The organism is Vibrio sp. YT-15 (assembly GCF_033337445.1).
Classification (GTDB): Bacteria; Pseudomonadota; Gammaproteobacteria; order Enterobacterales; family Vibrionaceae; genus Vibrio; species Vibrio alginolyticus.
In genome coordinates this window covers 89,195-112,445 of the sequence record NZ_JAWOQR010000001.1, presented here as the reverse complement: position 1 = coordinate 112,445, position 23,251 = coordinate 89,195, and the positions used below count along the sequence as shown (strand labels likewise).

Genomic DNA, 23,251 nt, shown 5'->3' with positions numbered 1-23,251 from the left:
CGGTTTGTTTATCCATTTGTTAGATCGTCAACATACTAACGTATCTACATGTTTTGATAGCTCGGTCCACCGCCGCCTTCTGGTGCTTTCCATGTGATGTTTTGTGAAGGATCTTTGATGTCACAGGTTTTGCAATGCACACAGTTGGCGGCATTTATCTGAAACTTCAACTTATTGTTCACTTCCACCACTTCATAAACCCCAGCGGGGCAATAGCGCTGACTTGGTTCGTCATACATACCTAAATTCACATCAATTGGAATGTGAGGGTAAGTCAGAACAAGGTGACAAGGTTGATTCTCTTCGTGCTGTGTTCCTGACAAAAATACCGACGAAGGCTTATCAAAACTGATTTCACCATCTGGTTTTGGGTATGCAATTGGGTGGCACTCTTGTTTAGGTTTTAACTGCTCATGATCGTGCGAATAGTCCTTGATAGACCAAGGTAACGGCTTCTTAACCAGTGGTTGCCACAGGTTGTGTTCAAAAGTCGAAAGAGCACCACCAAGTATGCTGCCAAACTTATGAATGTTCGCGCCAAAGTTACGCGTTTCGGCGAGTTCGTCATACAACCATGATGATTCAAACAACGACTGGTAGTCTGGCTCAGAAGCTCCAGTTTGTCGGGCCGTATGTACCGCTTCTGCTGCAATGATTCCGGATTTCATTGCTGTGTGGCTGCCTTTAATTTTAGCAACGTTCAAAGTCCCCGCATCACAACCAATCAATAAACCGCCAGGGAATTGCTGTCTCGGCAGAGAGGAAAGTCCACCTTTCGCAATGGCTCTTGCGCCGTAAGCGATGCGCTGAGCACCTTTCAAATGTGGTTCAATAGCAGGATGGTGCTTAAAGCGTTGAAATTCGTCAAACGGACTCAAGTAAGGATTGCTGTAATTCAAGTCGACAATAAGCCCGACGGCGATTTGGTTGTTCTCCATGTGATAGAGAAAACCGCCGCCTGTGGTATTTGTTTCACTCAAGGGCCAGCCAGCGGAGTGGATAACACTGCCAGATACATCCTTACTGTCAGTGGGTAACTCCCATATCTCTTTTAGGCCAAGCGCGTAGTGCTGTGGTTGCTTTCCTGCGTCTAGGTCGAACCTTTGAATAAGTTCTTTACCCAGATGTCCGCGACAACCTTCAGCAAAAAGGGTGTATTTTGCCCTTAGCTCGATACCTGGTTCAAAGTTAGGTTTGGCCTGGCCGTTCTTATCTAATCCCATATCGCTCGTGTTAATGCCTGTCACTGCGCCAGTCTGATCATAATTGATGCTTGCAGCGGCAAAGCCCGGAAAAACTTCCACCCCAAGATTTTCTGCTTGGTTAGCGAGCCAACGGCAAAGGTTGGCAAGACTAATTACGTAACTATTCTCGCCATTTATCATTGGACGCGGTGTAAGGAAGTGGGGAACGCGAATATGGTTTTGTTTAGTAGTAAGATAAAGGAAATCATCTCGTTGAACTGAGGCTGCTAGCGGGGCGTCCATTTCTTTCCAATTGGGGAAAAGCTCATCTAAGGCACTAGTTTCAAAAACAGCGCCAGATAAAATATGTGCGCCCACTTCTGAGCCTTTTTCTACAACGCAAATTGAAAGTGCGTCACCTTCACTGTCTTGGCTGAGTTGAGCTAGCCGACAAGCGGCGCTTAAGCCTGCAGGTCCGGCCCCCACGATCACGACATCAAACTCCATGCATTCTCGTTCCATCTTTATGCTTCCTTTCTATTATCGTCATCTGCGTGACAGGTTTTGGTTTCTATACAGAAAACTATAGCTCAGTTGACGTTAACGTGAAGTGGACTAAGCTCAAGTAATGGATCTGACGTGTTATATGAGGCATGACCATGGAAGACCGACCATTAGCAACACTTGTGCTCGCAGAGCATGACAACCAATCGTTGGCTATAGGGACGCTGTGTGCAATTAAAGCGGCATTTGAGATTAAGGATGATGATAAATCGCTTCCTGTTTCTGTGTTGCTTATTGGTTATCAGTGCCAATCAGTTTTGGATGAGTTGAATTGTGTTCAGGGTGTTGCAGAAATTATCTGGGTTGATGCGAAGGGATATGAACATGGATTAGCGGAAAATATCGCACCTTTGATCTCACAAGTAGCCAAAAACTACTCACACATTCTTTCTCCTGCCAGTACATTTGGTAAGAATGTGATGCCTCGTGTGGCGGCGTTGCTTAATGTTGGTCAACTTTCTGACGTGATGACAATCGAGTCTATCGATACGGTGATTCGTCCAATTTATGCTGGAAATGCAATGGCGAGAGTCACGTCGAATGATCCCTATAAAGTGATGACCATAAGAAGTACGGCTTTTGATGCCGCAGAGCTATCTGACACGCCAGTTGTCCCTAAGCTTACTCAAGTCGACACGGTGATTATCAATAAACTTAGTGAGTTTGTTTCACAACAAACGCCAGAAAGTGAGCGACCAGAATTGCCAGCGGCTAGAGTAGTAGTGTCGGGTGGTCGTGCATTCGGGAGTAAAGAGAAGTTTGTTTTAGTAGAACAATTGGCTGACAAGCTAGGTGGAGCGGTAGGGGCGTCACGAGCGGCGGTCGATGCGGGCTATGTGTCTAATGACCATCAAGTCGGGCAAACCGGCAAAATTGTTGCACCGGAGTTATACATTGCCGTCGGAATTTCTGGCGCGATCCAGCATTTGGCGGGAATGAAAGATTCCAAGGTGATTGTTGCAATTAATAGCGATCCTGATGCGCCTATTTTTGACATTGCAGATTATGGATTGGTCGGCGATTTGTTTGTGGTAATGCCTGAGCTGTTAGAGAAGCTGTAGATATAGTCTTGTTCCCTAAAACAAAAGGCTTCCAAATTGGAAGCCTTTATCATTTGATTTTAATAAGTTACTTTTCGCTCGGACGTTGCAGGTGCTCTGCAAGTACTTTCGTAAACCTTGCAGCTTCACCACCAGTACAAGCGCGATGATCAAACGTTACGGATAGCGGCATTGCTTTCACCGAAATTGCTTGACCATTTCTTATCACAACTCGGTCGAGTATTCGGCCCGCGCCGACAATAGCGACTTGTGGCGGTGTGACGACAGGTGTTGCGTAAATACCGGCAATCGCGCCGAAGTTGGAAAGCGTAATCGTCGCGTGCTGCAATTGCTCACGACCGATTTTTCTCTCTCTGATCCCTTCAACGGTTTGATCGAGCCAACGACGAACATCTTGTGGCTCGTATTCATCTGCGTGGCGCAAGACTGGCACGTACAATCCATGACGGCTATCTACTGCAATTCCTACATTGACCGTTGTGTGTACACAGCGTGTCATGGTTTCGGCATCAAACCAAGCGTTTAAAGCGGGCTCTTCTTGACACGCATGAACAATCGCTTGAACAAGGCGGATACTGATATCTTCGTTTGGCAGCCAATCTTCCAACAATGCTTCTTCCGTAATGGTTACGGCAGCAACATGTTCGTGCGATTCGGTCATAGACGATACCATGGTACGTCGAGCGCCTTTCAAAACTTCGGTGCCTGGACGCTGTTTTCCGGCTTCGTCGTAAATATCGGCATCTACGATAAGTCCATTCGGGCCACTACCTGATACGAGGTTAAGATCTACTCCAAGTTTTTGTGCCAACAAGCGAGCCGAAGGCAGGGCGGTAACGAGGTTACTTTCTGTCGTGTTGTGGTTGCCACCAATCCAGAAATCATCAACGTTAACATGATGCGCTTGGTGAGAAACGCTACCGACGACGGTTGCGGCGTCAGCAGTGGCTTTTTTCTCTGCCGTTACTTCTCTCCCGGCACCTGTTTCATCAATCTCTAGCAGTAATGCACCAATATTGACGATTTCACCTTCCTCACCATGACGGCTGACCACACGGCCCGAATAGGGGGCAGGGACGTCTACCGTCGCTTTTGCTGTCTCTACGGTTAAGATCACTTGATCTAATTTAACCATGTCTCCGACATTAACGTGCCATTTGACAATTTCTGACTCAGCGAGACCTTCACCGAGATCGGGTAAATTAAACGTCTTCATTTCCAATCCTCCACGAGTTCGCGCGCCGCGGTCACAATGTCTTCTTCCTGAACCATGAAATAATCTTCGTTACGGTAATAAGGCATAATGGTGTCCATTCCAGTTACTCGTTTAGGTGGGGCTTTAAGTAAGCACATGGCGTGTTCAGCGGTTCGAGCTAATAGCTCAGATCCCACACCACAAGTTTTACTCGCTTCATGAACAACGAGTAAACGTCCAGTTTTTTCTAGTGAGCTGAAAATCGTCGCGGTATCAATTGGCTTAATACTCGCCAAATCAATCACCTCGACTTCAATTCCCTGACTAGACAAGGTTTGCGCGGCCTGAAGTGACTCTACGACGCATGCGCCCCAAGTAACGAGCGTGATATCTCGCCCCTTACGTAAGGTGAAGCAGGTGTCGAGTGGGAGTGCTTCGCCGTTATCAACGACTTCAGATTTAACGGTGCGATATATGCGCTTCGGTTCGAAGAACATGACGGGATCATTGCTTCTAATTGCGGCGAGAAGTAAGCCGTATGTGCGTTGTGGTGAAGAAGGAATCACCACTTTAAATCCAGCAGTGTGAGCAAATAGCGCTTCCACGCTTTCTGAGTGGTGTTCCGGAGCGTGGATACCGCCGCCAAATGGCGCACGAAAAACCGCGGGACAAGTGAGCCGACCGCGAGTTCTGTTACGCATTCGAGCCGCGTGGCACATTAAGTGCTCCATCGCAGGAAAAACGAAACCTTGAAACTGAAATTCGGCGACAGGTCGTAATCCTTGCGTTGCCATACCGACCGCAACCCCGCCGATTAAGGCTTCAGCGAGTGGCGTATCGATGACTCGTTTAAGACCAAACTCTTGCTTGAGTCCAACAGTGGCACGAAATACACCACCATTATCGCCCACGTCTTCACCTAATACGACAACATTGGGGTCTTGTTGCATTTCGTGGTGCAGGGCAAGGTTTACTGCTTCAACCAACGTTAGCTCAGCCATGTCTGCCTCCCTGCATTCTCATTGCCTTGTTGATGAGTTCATCTCTTTGTGCATGAAGCTCTTGAGGTAGCGATTCATACAAATAATCGAAACCGGTTTCTGGTGCTTGTGGCGGTAAGCTCAGATAGCGTTCGACAGCTAACTCTACTTGCTCTTTACAGTAATCTAGCCATTGCTGTTCTTGTTCGTTGCTCCAAGCGCCTTGATTAAGGAGATACGTTTTAAGACGTGCGATAGGTTCGTATTGCCATGCGGTTTGAACATCATCTTCTTTACGATAACGAGTCGCATCATCGGCCGTAGTGTGGTCACTCAGTCGGTAACTCACCGCTTCGATGAGTGTTGCGCCTTTCCCTTTTCTTGCTCTCTCAAGGGCGGTTTTAGTTGCATCATAAACGGCGACGACATCGTTACCATCGACAGTAATACCCGGTATACCTGCACCTTGCGCTTTTTCTGATAAGAAATCGGCGGCACATTGGAGACTACGCGGCACTGAAATTGCCCACTGGTTATTGTTTACGACGAAAACAAGTGGAATATTCCAAGTACCTGCGCAGTTTATTGACTCAAGAAAGTCCCCTTTGGATGTACCACCATCGCCGCACATGACTAGCGCAGCTTCATGGTTACCTTGAATTTTTAGCGCGGAAGCCACCCCGACAGCATGCGTACATTGCGTCGCTATGGGTACACAGTAGGGAAGGTCTCGGCTAGGAACCGGACTGCCCTCAGGAGCAAAATCACTCCCGCGCTCATCGCCCCCCCAGTATTGAAGGTTCTTTTCCATGCCAATGCCACGACACCACATCGCAGGCATATCGCGGTAGTAAGGGACAAAAACATCATCGGCTTTAAGTGCTCTGCCTACCGCAATGCCTATGGCTTCCGCGCCTAAGTGTGAGGGATAGGTCCCTAGCTTACCGGTGCGTTGCAAGGCAACTGCTTTGTTGTCGTAAGTGCGAGTTAATACCATGTCTCGGTAAAACCCGACCAATGTTTCAGTGTCAGCCCAGTTGGGTAGTTGGCCGACTAGGTCCCCACGATGGTCGATAAACCGATGCATGGGTAATGCCTGAACGTTCATCTCAAGCTCCTTTTGACGCTGCGGGTCTTTTGGACTGCAGCTGTTCATACAAAACCAGAGTTTGTATGGGTACTCAAACTCTGATATCAGCGCAAAGGCCATACCTAAGGTTGCGTGTGCTTTCGATAGCGGTAGGCATCTGTTCGTCCCTTAAACTATTTGTCGATAACATCGCTGCGACTATTTCACCGCAAGATACAGAGAAAGGCTTTTCTGTATCTAACCCTCTAACTAAATCGTGGTATAGCCAGATACAATAAGTGTAAACAAATTGTTAAATTATGCTTCATTTTGACTTTCGATCAGTAGTAAAGTTTTGCTTACACCCTGATTTTGCAGAGTAATATGCTGCTATTTTGTTGGTGGTATTTTTAAACTCGAATTTAATTACTGGTTAATGAAACATATTTGCAACAAAATTTGGCTGTAAAATTTGACAAAGTGAGTCATTATTAATGAATCAACTCAAACAGTTGCTATATGATGAATTGCAAATTTTTGTTGTGCTCGAAGCCTCGACCTTATGAGAATGCATAACTTCTTCCCAACTGAGTGGAATCAAGGTAGGGTGACGGCATTACAAATGTATACCCTCGGCAGTCCTTGAGCTTATCCAAAGTAGGTGGTGCTCAAGCGGAAGTGATTATGGAGAAGTTATGTACCACGCTCATGTTTATTTTCCCCTAAGAGAACAAGATAAAGCGCAAGCCTTGAACGAGATCATCCGTCAAGAGCGTCAAGATGTGCTGCGTGTGTTTCCATTAGTTGGAAGGTTAGTTGGCCCACACAAAATGCCGATGTTTGAAATTCACCTAGAATCATTGAGTGAAGAGTTCTTGGCGTGGCTTGATACGATTCGAGGCGATTTTTCTGTGCTTATTCACCCAGTAAGCGAAGAAGAGTTGCTCGATCACACAGAACGCGCGATTTGGTTGGGCAGAGAGATTGGTGTATTTGAAGAAAAGTTAGAGAAATAGTTGCTCTTCTCGCCCATGCATGACCGCTTTGAATCCTTCTCTTCTCATTGCGGTCGCAGCTTCTGCTTAACGCCTCATCTTCATTGATGGGTGCGGAATCCCTCTCTTACGCTTTGCTGTAGTTATTTTTGTGCTAAACCTAAAAGTAGGCTTTCGAACTTCACGCACAAAGCGTGAAAATGTTGCTGTTTAGCATGCCATTAAATGAATTTTGGTGGTAATAAAATAATAAGTCTTTGATAAATCAAATAGGTATAGCAGGGAAGTGCAGTTTACGACCCCAACGCCATTGGCAGTGGCGCCGATAATTTATGAGGGGGAAGGGTATGTTTTCAATACTCTTGGTTATACTTGCACTCTATATATTTTGGCTGTTGTTTCGCAACGGGCCTGCGTTTGCCGGGCGTACCGCTCAAAAAAAACGTGACTGGGTTGGGCCTACCGCCAACAAAGAAGAGTGGCGAGGATTTTGTACGGATGTATTTCAGCCGTTCAGTTCTCAAACGACTTTCTACGCCATTGCTTATTTTGCCAATTACGTAGCAGCAGCGAACGCAATATCTTGGTCAACGATATACGAAGGCGATTATCCGGTCATCATAAGCCGATTTGGTAGCTACTTCATTTTAAGCACGCATGATGCACTGGTCGTAGCTGGGTTTATTGCGCTTGCTTTCTTTATCATTAATTGGCAACTTGCCATGCGCTGCTCTGGTATTCTTAGCCAGTATCTAGTGCGGATTCTTATTATTAATCAAAAGCGCTTTGTCGCGATTAGCTTGGTGTTTTGCAGCTACTTTTCGTACCTACTGACGCTTGGTATATTCTGGCTGTTCCATGATGGGTATTCAATCTGGCATGGATTAATGCTTAGCCCCGTGTTCCTGTTGTTAGCTTTATTGGTAGCGGTTGTTGTGCCATCTGCAAAAAGAGAAAATAGTGTACCTAAGTAATCCCGAGATGGTTTGTTCAGCGGGAATAGTTTGGCTTGTAGACTAGGTGGTGATGTAAAGGACTAGCGAGTCTAAATCACGAAGTGGCAACAAAGTATACGAGCCGAGATCTTTACTTCATCAGGTATTTTTGGGGCGTTTACTTAAGCAAGGTAGGCTGCACTTTTAACTCGATCAGATTATCACGTTCTGGTTTAGCCTTATCGAATGACAAAATAAAGCTGCAATTCGATAACCCTAGACAAGATGATATGTCTTCGTAAAAGGGTGAAGTGTTCGTACTGGGAACTTAGAATTAAAAAAACGCGGCCAAAGAATAGCCGCGTTTATTAGAATAAGAGATTTAACTTTCTGTCACAGGTTCAGAGGCTTGTTCAGCGCTTGAATCCACAGCTTTTACAAGTAGTAGACCAACACCTCCGACGATGGCACCACATAGAATAAACACTAAGCGCCCCCATACTGGGTTAGGTAACAGAGCCATAAACATGACACCTATACCTGCGACCGCGATAAGTTTACCCAGCATTTGACGTTGCTTGTTATCGAGTTTTCTCTGTGCCACTGATTCTGCTACAAGAGGCGTTGATAGGTTTTCAAAGAACTTATCGACATCTGCTTGGCGTTTGTCAGTTAGAGGCTTGTAGAATAGAGTCGACAACATGAAGAAGCCACCAGTTAGCGTCATGTGTCCGATTAGACCTATTGCTACTTTCACATCAGACCATTCTCGGCTAGTCAACTCCTCAAGGCCAAACGCCGATGACACCATATCAGCTGTGATAACAAACCCAACAAGGTAGGAAACGATGCCACCCACAACTAGAGTTCCCCAACCTGCCCAGTCTGGAGTTTTCTTGATAAAGAAGCCTAAAAACGCTGGAATTGTCATTGGGAATCCGATGAGCGCACCAACGTACATCATAGTGTCGAATAGACTCAGACCTTTTAGAGAGTTTATAAACTGCGCGATTAGAATAATTGCAACGCCAAATACCGCCGATGTTGCTTTAGAAACTGCGACGAGCTCTTTCTCTGATGCTTGGCCTTTACGAACGATCGGTTCATAAAAGTTCTTTACGAAAATACCTGAATTGCGGTTAAGACCAGAGTCCATAGAGGACATCGTAGCAGCAAACATTGCAGCGACCAGAAGTCCAACCATACCTGCTGGCATGTATTCTTGAACGAAGTATAGGTACGCGAAGTCGCCTGCTTTGTTACCAGCATCTGGATAAGCTGCCGCTAAATCAACACCTTGGCCTGCAATATACCAAGAAGGCATGAACCAAATGAAAACTCCACCCAGCATCAATACACATGCTAGCAAAGCTGCTTTTTTTGCATTTTTAGAGTCTTTTGCAGCTAGGTAACGGTAAGAGTTCAACATATTGTTTGTAATAGAGAACTGCTTAACGAAGATAAAGAACGCCCAAATACTAAAGATGCTTAAGTAGTTCAGGTTGTTACCTGCAACAAAGCTCCCACTTTCTGCGACTGGGAAGTTAGAGATAATTTCAGTAACGCCACCACCTTGAACAATAGCAACGGCTGCACATGTGATCGTTACCGCCATGATGATGACCATTTGCATGAAATCGGAGGCGATAACCGCCCAAGAGCCGCCAGTTACCGACATCGCAAGTACAACTAAACCGGTAATCCAGATGGTTGCTGTCATATCAAAACCAAAAATACCTGAAGCTATAATAGCAAGGGCGTTAAGCCATACACCTGCAGAGACAACACTGTTTGGCATTGAAGACCAAGTAAATACTTGTTCGTTTGTTGTACCAAAACGCATACGAATGGCTTCTATGACAGTTACGACGCGTAACTGACGAAATTTCGGTGCAAAGTAAGCGAAGTTCATGAAGTAACCAAACGCGTTTGCAAGGAAAATAATAGCGACAGCAAAACCATCATTGTAGGCTTTACCAGCGGCGCCAGTAAATGTCCAAGCAGAGAATTGAGTCATAAACGCCGTTGCTCCAACCATCCACCAAAGCATGTTGCCGCCACCTCGGAAGTAGTCGCTTGTAGTACTAGTAAAAGTTCTGAACATCCAACCTATTGCGATTAAGAATAGAAAATAGATGCCCACAATGAGAGTATTGAGTTCCATCTTTAGACCTTTGAAGTAGTTTATTGTCCGAAGTAATAGTAACGTTCGCTCCTCTTATTTGTAGTACAATAACTCAAAATCGTGACCAGTAAGGCGTAATAAACCCTTTAATTAATCATACAAGTGATCGGTGTCAGATATTGCTTTTCTCTGAAGCTGCTAAAGGTGTCGAGTTTAGGTATGGGTTCTATGAATATACTTATAAAGAATCTTAAGTCCTCTAATAAGAATGGACGCGGATTTGCATATCTGGCAGAGGGATATAACATCGATTGATGTAGGATTGTTAAAAAAAGCCCATGCAAGCCTGTACTGCATGGGCCAAACGGTACTAGTACCGCGAGCTGTCGGCTGAAGTTCGCAACAGCGGCTTTACATGATTACTAACCACTGAAGATGACGTTCGAGGGGACATCACCTGAATTCGGTTGTTTATGTAACACTGCTAGATCTTCGACAATCATTGCGCACATGCAATGCTAAGCTCTCTAAAATGTAGTTATGATATGGAGCAACTAATCAGTTTACACTCGCTCTGATGTTGGCAAGTGACAATGGCTATTCGCTGCATTTTGCTAACGTCGCCCCATTAATGATATTGTATTATTAATTAAGGTAAATGCTGATGATACCAAATTGTGACAGAGAACATGTTTAGCAAATAGGCCTGTGATCTGGATGATTACAGGCTAAGCCGATAAAGGGGCCCGACTGTCGCTTTTGTCTGAGGTGCGATACGGGTTTGTTGAACTAATAGTAACTCTGCAGTTGCAATTGCATCTGCAAGTGCATTATGGCCGTTGTAAGCGGGTAACCCGTAACGTTCCCTTGTCGCTGCAAGAGTCACATCTGATTCATCGGAAGCATTGATAGCTCTTTGTAACCTTTTTTCTATTCGCAAGGTGTCTATCCAAATGAGCGGCAACTCTTTTATGTTGAAAACTCGCTGTAAATATTGATTAATAAAGCTAGTTTCGACTATACATCCGTGCGCAACAATAACTTTGTTTTCTGCTGCTTTAAAGAATGTCCGCATTGCTTCATGAATAGAGATTCCATCAGTCAGCATTTGTTGGGTAATATGGTTAACAACTATGGTTTCGGGCTTAATTTTTGAGTCGCTATGTACATAAAGGTGTTGGCTTGTTGCTAAGTCAATATGGCCTTGTCGAATCTCTACCCAGCCCATGGAAAGAATGACTTCTTCCTCACTGTCTAAGCCAGTTGTTTCAAGATCTAGAACGATGAACTCAGTGTCAAAAGCTCGTTGATTTACGTCCAGATTTGGCGAGCGAAGCAGCTTTTTAAGATCAAGAGGGATGTGCTTCTTTTTACAGTGCCTTTGTCTCTGACGATTTTTTCGTGTCAATGGATGAAAGTACTCAAGTAAGCGCTTCATTATCGGCTCCCAAAACGGAGTTTGGCGACTTCTTGTAGATCTGCAATGATGCGGAACGCGTCTTTTAAATGTTGACGTTCAAAACTACCGAACGTATTGGGGTCAATGTGGTTATTTGGCTCATCTCCACTTTTTAGTGCTTCTAATTGATGGGCAAATCGAAACGACAAGATGAATTGATATGCGTTTATTATATTTTTGTACGCGTCATGGCTGAGCAGCCCTTTTTCGTTAGCTGCTTTAAAACGCTCATCAGTTGCAGTGAGGTCACATTCAACTGCAAGACCATAAATCCTTGCAAGATCAATGATTAGATTAATCGCGTATTTTTTTACGTCGAGCGTTTTCTTGTTCTCTCCCGATTTTTGTAATACTAGGCTATTGAATATTCCTAGCGGTGGGTTTGTTTTCACCGCATCGTTAACTAACATCGTAAGGAATTCTCTATTAGCGTTGATGTTAGAGTGAAGCTCATCGCGGAGTATCTGTTCAAAGTCTTTGTTTCCATAAACGGTTCGGATTTCTAAAAAGACACTGATATTGAGGAGGCGCTCGTATTCAGGATTTGCCACCCATTTCTTATAGTACTTTTTCCAAACAGAGAGAGGCTGGCACCATTTAGGGGTCGCTGCCATAAATTTCCCTGGACACAATGGATAGTTACATTTATTCAGACCATTACTTACTATCATTGCTAAATGTTTGAAGTAGATACGGTCGTTATCTGTTGCCGAATCATCTAATACGATGGCGCTATCTTGATCTGACAGCATATGTACTTCTTGGCGAGCATGAGAGCCTGCCACAATCCAAGAGAAGTCACAGGGAGGTGTTCCCAACTTATCAATGGCTATTTGTATTAACCTACGAGTGTACGCATCCATAATCATGGTCATCACTTTACCAATGATTTCTGGTGAAACCCGTCCTTCGACTAATGCTTCAAAAATAGCTTGGCGCTCAGACGTAAAACTAGACAACGCTTTGACACTGCCAGCATATTTGATCTTTTCAATTAAAAATATTGCTTGGACTCGATGGTTTTGAACCAAGTGCGTTGTTGTCAAAACGCCAACGACGTTATTGTCTTTGACTAGGGGTAAATTTCTTATGTTGTGCTGCATCATAATGGAGGCTGCGTGCAGAACTAAATCGTCAGGATGAATTGTTTTAGGATCAGGCGACATGACTTCGACGACTGGTGTTGAGATGCTTAATCCTTTGGCGATGACTCGCTTTGTCATATCTCGGTCGGTAATCAGTCCAACTATTTTTTTATCACGATAAACGACAGCGCAGGGAGAGCACTTATCGATCATCTCGTTGGCGACTGACTGAATGGATTGCTCAGCGGTTACAATTGCAACTCGACCACTAGCAACTTCCTCTACACGCCGAATAAACAACCCTTTTTCTTTGTTAGACCACACGACATCTAATGCTGACTTTAGCCGTACCTGAGCTTGTGATGCAAAATGTTCAGCACATTCAGGATGAGAAGTGCACAACTTTTTCAGCGCAGCATTTGGAATTACATAAACTAATGAATTTTCGATTGCAATTGCTTTGTATTCTTTCCCGCTTTCGACTTCGTTACCAAGAAAAGTGAAGCCAAACAAATCTTCCGGACCAAGTTTAGCTCTCAATATGCCATCAGATTTACGCTGTTCGATAGAGCCAGTTCTAATAATATAAAGTGACTTTTCGTTCTTAGAAGAACATTGATCAACAACATCCCCCTTGCTTAAATAAGTGATCTTAACAGATGAAGCAAGCTCGCGAAGTGCACCTTTAGGTACCTTGTCAAACGGATCAATCTGGCTGATAAACTGTATGATATTTGGCAGTAGCGAGTCGGTCATAACACAACATTCTCAAAATACATTTGTATTACTATATATCAAAATATTGATGGTGTGCCATAAAGAATTGGAGGAAACGAAATTAAAAAAGCACGCGAGATGCGTGCTTTTGCCTAGTTATTAGATCGCCCAAGCCCTAAGCTTAACTGGCTTCGGGTAAGCGATGTTTTGACTCCAACAAGTGGTTAGCCGAAGCTTGACGTGCTTTTTCAGCATTGCCTGCCATTATTGCTTCATAAATCTCACGATGTTCTTCGATGCACGTATTGCCTTCCTCAGATGAGTGAGCAATAAAGTTAATGAACATTGTAGTCAGAACATGCCCAAACGGTAAGAAAAAGTCGTTTCCGGTTGAGTTAAAAATAATGCTATGGAAACGAATATCTACATCCATCCAGCGCGCTTTGTCCAGTTCGTCTGCTTTAGCGACTTCCAACATATCTTGGAATGCTTCTGATAGCTGAATTCGCTGTTCCGCAGTGGCATTTTTCGCTGCGAGTGCACAAGCTTCAGGCTCTATCGCGCGTCGTAACCCCAAAAATTGATGACAGAACTGATCTATCTCTGTTAGACCGTCCATCCATTCAATTAATTGTGGGTCTAAAAAGTTCCAGTACGCTCGGTTGATGACTCGAGTACCAACTTTTGGACGTGACTCGAGTAAACCTTTTGATGTTAAAAGTTTTACGGCTTCACGCAAAGCTGTGCGACTGATACCAAACTGTTCACACAGGGACATTTCTCCTGGAAGAATGGACCCTTGAGGGATCTTGCCTGACAAAATGCTACGAGCAATTTCGCGAGCTACTTGTACATGTAAGCTGCGCTTGGAACCGGAGATAGAATGAAATTCACCAGACATAAAATCACTTATCGTTAAAATTGTATTATTTAAGCTTGGACTATATCATCCAAAGTGTAGCTCACCAAGAAGATGTTTACGTAATAACAGCTGTCTTCACAAATCCATTTTGAATCTCCGACTGCTTTATGAAGCCTTCATGATTATGATACTTAGCGTATAACAGATGAGGCCACCGATTCTTACATCATTCCTTATTTATTTGTTAGCTCAATATGTTAGTTAACTCTAGTCGCGCCTACTTATTGTACTCACTGATTTTCAATACACAGCACACAATTTGAATAGAAGATCAGGTTTCTTGTTAAATAAAGTGATATTGTATTATTATATACTAAAGATCGGTGTGCATGATGTTACTACTCGACCATTCAATATTGAGTTTGGCCAATATACCTCGCGAGTAAAAATCATATTCATAAGATCGTTAGATTTTAGACGCTAAATAACAGTGCTTTACATTTACACAGAAAGTCTCCGCCTTCAAAGCGTGTTTCATTTGGCCTTTTCTAACTATTAGCTAAACAAGTCGTTTAGGCTGCTGGCAATGAGGAATATAGATGGCAGAGTTTTCACTTCTCGGGAATTCAAATCACAAGATACATGTACAAGTAGCAAGACAGATTTCTCGCAAAATATTGTCAGGAGAATTAAGTCAAAATGAGAAGCTCCCGAGTGAAATAGAACTGTGTAAGTTGTTTGGTGTTAGTCGGACAGCACTACGAGAGTCGACGAAGTTGCTGTCTGCTAAAGGCTTAATTATCTCTAAACCAAAAGTTGGAACTACGGTACTACCAAGAAACTATTGGCATTTTCTTGATCCTCAACTCTTAGAGTGGATCCAAGATTTAGAAGATACTAAGCCGTTTCTATCTCAGTTTTTAGGATTGCGTAAAGCCATAGAACCAGAGGCGTGTGCGCTGGCAGCCCAAAATGCCAATGCTGAGCAAAGAAAGCTGTTGTCAATTGTATTTCAAAGAATGACGATGGCAGCACGATGTCACGATTATGATGAGTGGATTGCTAACGATCATTTGTTTCATCAAACGATATTCCTTTGTACCGATAATCAATTCTACGTTCCCTTCAGCAATATACTTTCGACCATATTTAAGGTGTTTATTGACAAGTCAGTTGAAGGAGGGAGGTTCTGCCTTAATGAGCACCGTGCAATTTATGATGCAATTATGGTCGGAAACTCATTTCAAGCTCGTTTAGCCTCTCAAACGCTGTTAAATGATGAGAATCAGAGGCTTTCCGACGCCGTGAATAGTTAAGAGCTTGCGTACACCTTTATTGACTAAAAAGAGTTTTCTGTCGTTTCTTTTTGTCATGAACTTTGCCTAATGACAGGGCTCTTTAGTTTAAACGTTTAACCTCATTACAAAGGTTTACTAATGTTTTCCCAACCATATATAAAGAAAAATTTATCTCTTGCTTGGCCGCTCGCTCTTAATGCTTTGTTGATGCAATCAATGCTTATGATTGATACGCTGCTTGTTACGCCATTAGGTGAAGTTTCACTTGCTGCTATGGGGATTGCTACAACAATAGTTTCTTTCGTTTTAGGTATCCAAATGGCTCTAGCAAATGGGTCTCAATTGGTACTTAGCCGTGCAGTAGGCTCTGGTCATTATCTATCGTTAAATAAAGGTTTCTGGGCAGCTTTAGTTATCAACGTTCTAGTCGCATCCTTATTCTGGCTGTTGATTACTGTCTTTGATGAAGCGTTAATCAGTAAGTTGACGGATAACGTTGATCTCTATGCGGAGACAAAATGCTACCTTGCAATTGCTAAGTTCATCGTCATATTCAATGCCATTACTCAGGTTATGATTGCGGTGTTCAATGCGCTTGGACGGACCAAAGTTCCATTTAAAGGCTATTTGATTGAATTGCCAGTCAACGTGGCGATGTCTTATGTTCTGATTCACGGCCTGACTAATTTTGAAGGTATTGGCGTTCAAGGCGCCGCGGCGGGTAGTTTGGTTGCTATTAGTATTCGGCTGTTATATTTAACCATGTGCATTAAGCTTGATGATTCTATCATCTTGTCTATTAAGAAGCTTGATGCGTCATTGAAAAGCAATATACATAAGCATTTTAAAGAGATTTTCCCCGTCGCGGCGAACGTCACAATGTTACAAACTGGCGCAACGATATACATGTTGCTGTACTCGCAACTGACCTTAAATGCTTATGTCGCTATGACTATCGTGATGCCTTGGATCAAAGCGGGTACTCAGTTCATTACTGCTTGGGCGCATTCATCGGCAATCACGATTAGCCAAGCAATTGGATCAAGAAAAATGGATGAGCTGCGTAACAATGTCGATATTAGTATTGATATGGCCGTGATGATCTCGTTCGTTTCAGCATTTTTCTTTTTTGCACTTAGTTTCGTTCTTCCTGATTTGTATCCCGACTTAGACCCGAGTACTTACAAAGCGTTATCCGCGATTGCTCCACTTTACATACTGCTACCGATAGTACGTGGCTATAACACCGTTCATGGTCATATTTTGAGAGCGTTAGGTAAAACAACGGAGGTGTTTAAGATTAACTTTACCGGTCAGTGGGTAATCTCAATACCGTTATGTGCTTTGATGATTTTATACTTGGACCTTTCAGTGTTTTGGGTGTTTGCAATCATGCCGTTTGAAGAAATTGTTAAGGCATGGCCATTTAGGCATTTAGCACGTAAGTCTCTGAAAGATTTCGATATTAATAAGGCAGACAAGCTAATGTACGATTGATTCTATGACTATTGGATTAGGTCGAAAATATTCGTAGATGCTATGGACTAAAGAGGAGTATGTCTAGCTTATCATTTTGGGGTTTATCGAGTTTATAAATTGTGATCAATAGAGCACATCATAACTTCTTTCCTCGAATCATTCCGTTGCAAACCTTATTATATGTATGACAATATTACATATAATAAGGTTTGAACATGAAACTCAATCTACTCGTAGCCGCAATGGCTGTTACCTTACCAACTCTTGCTATCGCTTCTGATTTAAATAATGGCGTTGATTATCCAGTCCCTGCCGATAAATTTGATATGCGAAACTGGAAGATCACTATTCCTTCCGATATCAATGAAGACGGAAAAGTGGACGAAATCGAGGGTGTGGCGATGCTGAGTTATTCACACAAAGACTTCTTCTTCTTGAACGAAGAAGGCAACTTGGTGTTTGAAGTGCAGAATAAAGCGGTAACGACAAAAAACTCGAAGAATGCTCGCTCTGAACTACGTGAAATGCCTCGTGGCGCTGACTTTTCTATTCAAACCGATGATTTAGCAAACCATTGGGCTTTATCGAGCCACCCTCAGGCTGCTAAACACAGTCGCGTAGGTGGAACGTTGGAAGCGACCTTGAAAGTGAACCATGTTTCTGAACACGCCAAATTTCCAGAAAAAGGGCCTGCTCATTCTGTTGTTGTCGGTCAAATCCACGCGAAAAAAATTGATGCAAGAATAAAAGAGGGTAAAGGTTATGGACATGGAAATGAACCCATTAAAATCTTCTATAAAAAATTCCCAGAACACAAAATGGGCTCTGTATTTTGGAACTACGAGCGTAACCTAGCGAAGGAAGATCCAAATCGTATTGATATTGCATATCCAGTATGGGGAAATACTTGGGATAACCTTGAAGAACCAGGCCAAGCAGGTATCGCTCTTGGTGAAGAGTTCAGCTACAAGATAGAAGTTCAAGGAACTATGATGAACTTGACGTTTGAAACAGAACGCCACGAGACAGTGACTTATTCCATAGATCTCAGTAAGGGGATTGATAGTAAGGACTTTGAGCATGGCTACGCAGAAGACATGTTCTATTTTAAAGCAGGAGCTTATGGTCAATGTAGCGTCAGTGAGTCTCACCCTGTGTGGGGTACAGGATGTGCGGGCACCGGTGATTTTTCAGTCGACAAGAAAAACGGTGACTATAACAGCGTGACATTTTCTAAGCTCAAGCTAAATCAAAATTGAAACTAATAGAAAACTAAGAGCTACTCGATTTCTACTTAAGCCTCATCGATTTGATGAGGCTTTTGTTTTCAGTGGAATTCTTTAAAAGGTAAGAAACAAGATAGAGCAAGCAATCACTGGGACTGGCTTGAATTTAGAGTATTGTGTTGAATTTTGTTCTTCTTAAGAGGTAAAAAAATAAAGCCAGGCTCGAAAGCCTGGCCTAGTATCAAGTGCTACAAAATAACACTAGAGTTGCTTTGAATCGATGTTATCGAAATATGCTTTTGTTGAAGCACCACTTGTGTCCCCTACGTAAATAGTTAGCTGTGATGGTGTATTCGTTGCGTCTAAGCCTGTTTCGGACTGGCTTGGCGCATCAACCGTTTTTCCATTAATAGAAACGTTAATCTCATCACCATCCCAAGCTAGGGACATTGAGTTCCAAGCGTCAGTCGTAATAGTGCCTATTTCTACGTCATCTGATCCTGCTTCGGCTTCAACTTTACCGCTGCCCGAAATTCTCAATTCGTAGTAACGATCTGAGTTGTTTTTACCTGAGCCAACATTAATGTATGTAGTTTTTTCGTTGTCTGACGGAATGTAAACATCGAATGACACGCTACCGTTTGATGTTGCTCCGTTTGAAAACTCGCGCGTAACGTATGGTTTGTTGGTCGTATCTGTGTCGGATATTAGCAGAGAGTTAGCGCCGCTCTTTGATACGTCATCACTTACTACAGCCACGGACGTCAAGGTGGAGGAGTCATCAGCAACCGTATTGTATTCTTTCCAACTAGAGTTTGCTGAACTGATATTTGTTCCTACTGGGTATGAGTCAAAGTTTTCACTCACGTCTTCTGACGGTTTATCAGGATTAGAACTTCCGTCTGAAATGACAACCGCTTCGCTTGATGCACTGTTGTAAATTGTCGCGAGGTCTAAGCCTGGAATGTAGTTGTCAAAATCCTCTTCTAGAACCAACACTTCAGAGCCCGAATCACTAGAGTAAATCTTCAAGTTGTCTGCATTTAATTCAAAGTTTGTAGTGTTGCCATTATCACCTAGTCTCAGTGATACATAGGTTACAGCGGTGCCATCAGCGACAGGTAACATTTCACCTATTTGTTTACCGTTAACCGAAAAAGAGAAGAAGTTTTCTATCCAACTGACTTCTATCGCGAGGTTTTCACCTAACTCAAACGTGTCGCCTGTTTCCGTCAAGTTTCCACTTGCATCGCGGTATTTGATTTTGCCGTTTTCAAATGCCACTTCGCCATGCAAGTTGGAATTCGAGGTTTTTGCTGCATAAAATGAGATGTAAGCATTGTCACCAGAACCGTCGGCTTCCTGTTCTGTTTCTTCATGATGCTGGTAAGTTAGGTCTACAGTTAGTCGGCCTGTTGAAATTTCTGAAACACTCGTTGAATCAGACAGCTTGATTCGTAACTCACCGGTGTCTTCTTCTGTTCCACCTTTATTGGTATCCAAAATTTGTACGACGTTGTTATCGCCAGCGTCATTATTTGCCGCTGCAACTGCATCTTTCACCGCATCGTTTTCTGATTCATCGTTACCGGTGAAGTTTCCGTCATTTGTTCCTGAGATGGTTAACATGCCGTTTGAAACTTCATAAGTCCCTGTTAACTCGGTAGGGTTACCTAGATCGCTCTCGTCATAAAGGTTGAATGTAAGCGTCTCTGTATCTTTATCTTCGGTATAAGTTGAAGTGTAGATTGTGTAAGTACCGAAGTTATCATCATCGTTATAATACTTTTGCGTACCGTCTTCAAAGACATAGACGTTTGGCAGGTCGTGCTCATCATCGGATTTCGCCACAGTGGCTGGTGTTGAAATATCCCACATACCTTGGCTCAACTCAGACTCAGTTTCTGTTGGTGGGGGAGCCGATGGTGCATCCCTTAAATCAGTGTTACATCCGGTTAACAAACCTGTGGAAATAGCAATTGCTGCTGCAATTTTTGTTACTTGCATGGTAGGTACTCACTTCTATGTGTTTTTATTTATGTAATATTGTTAGACAAATAATTTCTGTCATCTAGATGGTTTTATCAATAGAATGATCCGACTCACACTAGATACAATGATTGCTCACTGAAGTGATGAATAAGTCACACAAAATAGTTGAATATCAACATCAATAAGAGCTGAACCTTTATGAGGTTGACAGCTTTCTTTATAGAGGAACAGCAAAAACTAAAGGTGATTTAGGAAAGAAATTTGATTTTACATCAAGATTTTTGATTTTAAGCCATTGAAGTTATTGTTGTTTATATTTTTTTAATCTTCTTCTTTATCATATGAAACGAGTTAAAACATTTCTCTGTAAGTGATGTCTACAAAGGTCGTTTTAGAATCAGACATAGCTAACACTTTTGAATATATAATAATACAAATTGTCAGTTGAGGGGCACTTACATGATTAATATCACAGAACTCTCATGATGAATTAACTAGTATTTGTCATACATTAATTCAATAGTGTTGAATCAAATCCAGGGATTTAAGTGGTATCCCAAAAATATATACAGAGAGATATAATCATGAAAGCAGTTACAACAATGTCCCTATTCGTTGCTTCCACATTAATGGCGGGAGCGGTTTCCGCAGCAACTTTAGACTATCGCGCAGAATATAAGCATGAGAGTGAAACTTATGCCCAACGTATCAAAATTAGTGGTAGTTCTAAAATTAACGATCAGACCAAACTGAACTTTGGTGTTGAACAAAAATTCCATAGTTACGACAACTCGCATTTTTGGGATCAACTCGTTGCTGGTGATTCTGAGTTTGATTGGGGAGTTCGCTACCAAATAAATAAACAATGGTTTATCCAACCAGGGATGCCTATTACTTTTGGTGATGATGACGAAAAAACCACTTATAAACCACAAGTTCGTGTTGGTTACAAATCCTCTTTTGGCTTAAGTACCGCTTTACGTTACCGACACGAATTTCAAGTTTATTCAGATGGTGCAGGTAACAAAACACTAACGGATGGTACTTCGGTAAGCGTTGCTGGGAAAACAGTTGAACAAGGTAAGTGGACACTGACAGGCTCTTACGATATGCGTCAGTTTGATAACGAGTACCTTGATAACGTCAAGCTGAGCTATGAGATCAACTACAACAAAAACTATGACGAAGTGCGTTTATCTGATTGGAAAGATTCTGAGTGGGATGCTGGCTTAATTGTTGGTTACCAAATGGGAGATTTCCGTCCTTACTTTGAATTGTGGAATGTCAAAGGTAAGGATGGTTCAACCACGGATGACCGCCAATTGAGAACACGCCTTGGCCTTAAATACAGCTTTTAACCCGAGTGTTATTGCCTAATTGTTGTTACAGCAAAAGAGCTGTTAATTCATTTTTATATTGTAGGTGTTAGATTACATGAAGCATATTTTCTTCAAAAGCTTGTTAGCTTCTTCTATTTTACTTGCTGTGGGCTGTAATAGTACGACGACCATGGTAGATCCATTTCCAAACAACCAAGAAACTGGTGCTGATATTCTGACTCCCGTTACGATAACGGCGAGTAGTCATGATGGTAATGTTCCAGAGCAGTTGTTTGACCAAGATATTATGACACGTTGGTCAGCAAATGGTGATGGTGAGTGGGCGATGTTGGATTACGGCTCGGTTTATGAGTTCGACGCAATTCAAGCCTCGTTCAGCAAAGGTAACGAACGCGTCAGCAAATTTGATGTTCAGTTTAGTACTGATGGTGAAAACTGGGTGACGGTTATTGAGGGTGCGCAAAGCTCTGGTCGTGCACTTGGCTTAGAGCGCTTCCAGTTTGAGCCTGCAGTAAAAGCACGCTATGTTCGTTACGTTGGCCACGGTAATAGCAAAAACCAATGGAACTCAGTTACTGAGTTAGCTGCAGTTAATTGCGGAATTAATGCCTGTCCGGCAAGTCACATCATTACTGATGACGTCGTTAACGCTGAAGCGGCTATGATTGCGCAAATGAAAGCGGAGCAAAAGGCACAAAAGGATTTACTCAAAAAGAATCGTAAAGGCGACTTTGGAGCACCAATCGTCCGTCCTTGTGAAACGACTGTGACGTGTGATCTTTCTAAAGCGATGCCTTACCCTACGTTACCGAAAGAGCCACTCGCTACAAATGCACCGGGTGAAAACTTTGACTTAACACGTTGGAAACTGACGACACCTTTCGACCATGACAAAGATGGTCGTGCTGATGATATTGATGAGTGGGACTTGGCTAACGGCTTCCAACACTCTGATATATTCTACACAGCAGATGATGGCGGAATGGTATTCAAGAGCTATGTGAAAGGCGCTCGAACTTCTGAAAACACTAAATACGCGCGAACTGAGTTACGTACCATGCTTCGTGCTGGTGATAAGTCTTACAGCACAAAAGGTGTAAATCCTAATAACTGGGTATTCAGTTCTGCACCAGTTGAAGATCAAAAAGAAGCGGGTGGTGTAGACGGTACGCTTGAAGCGACTCTGAAGATTGACCACGCAACCACAACTGGTCAGTCGCATGAAGTTGGCCGCTTTATTATCGGCCAGATTCATGACAAAGATGATGAGCCAATTCGTCTTTATTATCGTAAGCTACCAGACCAACCAACAGGTACAGTTTACTTTGCTCACGAAAAAACCAAAACTGGAACAGAGGATTACTACAGCTTAGTGGGTGATATGACTGGTGAAATCGGTGACGATGGCATCGCGCTAGGTGAAAAATTCAGCTACATCATTGATGTGAAAGGCAACACAATGACAGTTACGGTAAAACGTGATGGTAAAGATGATGTTGTTCAAGTCGTCGATATGAGTGACAGTGGCTATGACGAAGGTGGCAGATATATGTACTTTAAAGCCGGTGTCTATAACCAGAATATGTACGGTAATCCAGATGATTACGCACAAGCTACTTTCTATAAATTAAAACAATCTTTTGGTAAGTACCAAGGCTAGTTCTATCACTTATAGTTGATTGAAG

18 protein-coding genes are annotated in these 23,251 nt (G+C 43.0%); 9 read left to right on the top strand and 9 right to left on the bottom strand.

The features are described 5' to 3' along the window. Window positions 1–44 precede the first annotated feature (44 nt). Window positions 45–1,706, bottom strand: coding sequence for an electron transfer flavoprotein-ubiquinone oxidoreductase (locus R7D93_RS00460; protein WP_213867780.1), 1,662 nt, complete (start codon window positions 1,704–1,706; stop codon window positions 45–47). Window positions 1,707–1,843: 137 nt separating this feature from the next. On the opposite strand from R7D93_RS00460, the gene R7D93_RS00455 reads away from it, so the two are divergent. Continuing rightward, on the top strand, window positions 1,844–2,809 hold the full coding sequence (locus tag R7D93_RS00455) for an electron transfer flavoprotein subunit alpha/FixB family protein (RefSeq protein ID WP_213867779.1): 966 nt from the start codon (window positions 1,844–1,846) through the stop codon (window positions 2,807–2,809). Between the two features lie 67 nt (window positions 2,810–2,876). On the opposite strand, the gene R7D93_RS00450 is transcribed toward R7D93_RS00455, so the two are convergent. From R7D93_RS00450 to pdhA, 3 genes are read right to left on the bottom strand one after another with little or no spacing between them, the layout of a single operon-like run. Further along, window positions 2,877–4,025, bottom strand: coding sequence for a dihydrolipoamide acetyltransferase family protein (locus tag R7D93_RS00450; RefSeq protein ID WP_005375831.1), 1,149 nt, complete (start codon window positions 4,023–4,025; stop codon window positions 2,877–2,879). Then, the gene (locus R7D93_RS00445) at window positions 4,022–5,005 is read right to left on the bottom strand and encodes an alpha-ketoacid dehydrogenase subunit beta (RefSeq protein WP_213867778.1); all 984 of its coding nucleotides are present in this window, start codon (window positions 5,003–5,005) and stop codon (window positions 4,022–4,024) included. Before R7D93_RS00445 ends, R7D93_RS00450 begins: the two co-directional genes overlap by 4 nt. Continuing rightward, on the bottom strand, window positions 4,998–6,092 hold the full coding sequence (gene pdhA, locus R7D93_RS00440; protein ID WP_213867777.1) for a pyruvate dehydrogenase (acetyl-transferring) E1 component subunit alpha: 1,095 nt from the start codon (window positions 6,090–6,092) through the stop codon (window positions 4,998–5,000). The genes R7D93_RS00445 and pdhA overlap by 8 nt, the downstream gene beginning before the upstream one ends. Window positions 6,093–6,157: 65 nt before the next feature. Between pdhA and R7D93_RS00435 the strand changes: the two genes are divergently transcribed. The 3 genes from R7D93_RS00435 (at window position 6,158) to R7D93_RS00425 (ending at window position 8,022) form a co-directional block, all read left to right on the top strand. Further along, entirely contained in the window at window positions 6,158–6,352 is a 195-nt protein-coding gene (locus tag R7D93_RS00435; protein WP_127891143.1) for a hypothetical protein, read from the top strand. 396 nt (window positions 6,353–6,748) lie between these two features. Continuing rightward, window positions 6,749–7,069 (top strand): DOPA 4,5-dioxygenase family protein, encoded by a 321-nt coding sequence (locus R7D93_RS00430; RefSeq protein ID WP_005375836.1) that lies wholly within the window; start codon window positions 6,749–6,751, stop codon window positions 7,067–7,069. Window positions 7,070–7,395: 326 nt separating this feature from the next. Beyond that, on the top strand, window positions 7,396–8,022 hold the full coding sequence (locus R7D93_RS00425; RefSeq protein ID WP_154203902.1) for a hypothetical protein: 627 nt from the start codon (window positions 7,396–7,398) through the stop codon (window positions 8,020–8,022). A 343-nt stretch (window positions 8,023–8,365) separates the two neighbouring features. Here the strand turns inward: R7D93_RS00425 and R7D93_RS00420 are convergent, their stop codons facing one another. The 4 genes from R7D93_RS00420 to R7D93_RS00405 form a co-directional block, all read right to left on the bottom strand. After that, complete coding sequence (locus R7D93_RS00420) at window positions 8,366–10,147, bottom strand: sodium:solute symporter family transporter (RefSeq protein WP_031781211.1); 1,782 nt, start codon at window positions 10,145–10,147, stop codon at window positions 8,366–8,368. Window positions 10,148–10,829: 682 nt separating this feature from the next. After that, window positions 10,830–11,546, bottom strand: a complete 717-nt coding sequence (locus R7D93_RS00415; protein ID WP_225496203.1) for a 3'-5' exonuclease — start codon at window positions 11,544–11,546, stop codon at window positions 10,830–10,832. Then, the gene (locus tag R7D93_RS00410) at window positions 11,546–13,408 is read right to left on the bottom strand and encodes a putative nucleotidyltransferase substrate binding domain-containing protein (RefSeq protein WP_225496201.1); all 1,863 of its coding nucleotides are present in this window, start codon (window positions 13,406–13,408) and stop codon (window positions 11,546–11,548) included. Before R7D93_RS00410 ends, R7D93_RS00415 begins: the two co-directional genes overlap by 1 nt. Before the next feature lie 142 nt (window positions 13,409–13,550). Continuing rightward, window positions 13,551–14,270 (bottom strand): FadR/GntR family transcriptional regulator, encoded by a 720-nt coding sequence (locus R7D93_RS00405; RefSeq protein ID WP_005388529.1) that lies wholly within the window; start codon window positions 14,268–14,270, stop codon window positions 13,551–13,553. 560 nt (window positions 14,271–14,830) lie between these two features. Here R7D93_RS00405 and R7D93_RS00400 point away from each other — a divergent pair. The 3 genes from R7D93_RS00400 to R7D93_RS00390 all read left to right on the top strand — a co-directional run bounded on the left by R7D93_RS00400 (window position 14,831) and on the right by R7D93_RS00390 (window position 18,267). Beyond that, window positions 14,831–15,547, top strand: coding sequence for a FadR/GntR family transcriptional regulator (locus tag R7D93_RS00400; RefSeq protein ID WP_017634231.1), 717 nt, complete (start codon window positions 14,831–14,833; stop codon window positions 15,545–15,547). Window positions 15,548–15,736: 189 nt separating this feature from the next. Further along, on the top strand, window positions 15,737–17,026 hold the full coding sequence (locus R7D93_RS00395; protein ID WP_025998585.1) for an MATE family efflux transporter: 1,290 nt from the start codon (window positions 15,737–15,739) through the stop codon (window positions 17,024–17,026). A 197-nt stretch (window positions 17,027–17,223) separates the two neighbouring features. Further along, complete coding sequence (locus R7D93_RS00390) at window positions 17,224–18,267, top strand: polysaccharide lyase family 7 protein (protein WP_054578992.1); 1,044 nt, start codon at window positions 17,224–17,226, stop codon at window positions 18,265–18,267. A gap of 228 nt (window positions 18,268–18,495) precedes the next feature. On the opposite strand, the gene R7D93_RS00385 is transcribed toward R7D93_RS00390, so the two are convergent. Beyond that, window positions 18,496–20,241, bottom strand: a complete 1,746-nt coding sequence (locus tag R7D93_RS00385) for a hypothetical protein (RefSeq protein WP_033906977.1) — start codon at window positions 20,239–20,241, stop codon at window positions 18,496–18,498. A gap of 569 nt (window positions 20,242–20,810) precedes the next feature. On the opposite strand from R7D93_RS00385, the gene R7D93_RS00380 reads away from it, so the two are divergent. Both R7D93_RS00380 and R7D93_RS00375 read left to right on the top strand, forming a co-directional pair. After that, on the top strand, window positions 20,811–21,584 hold the full coding sequence (locus tag R7D93_RS00380; protein WP_017634227.1) for an oligogalacturonate-specific porin KdgM family protein: 774 nt from the start codon (window positions 20,811–20,813) through the stop codon (window positions 21,582–21,584). A gap of 76 nt (window positions 21,585–21,660) precedes the next feature. Then, window positions 21,661–23,226: a polysaccharide lyase family 7 protein gene (locus tag R7D93_RS00375; RefSeq protein WP_017634226.1), complete on the top strand. Its 1,566-nt coding sequence runs from the start codon at window positions 21,661–21,663 to the stop codon at window positions 23,224–23,226. Window positions 23,227–23,251: the final 25 nt, after the last annotated feature.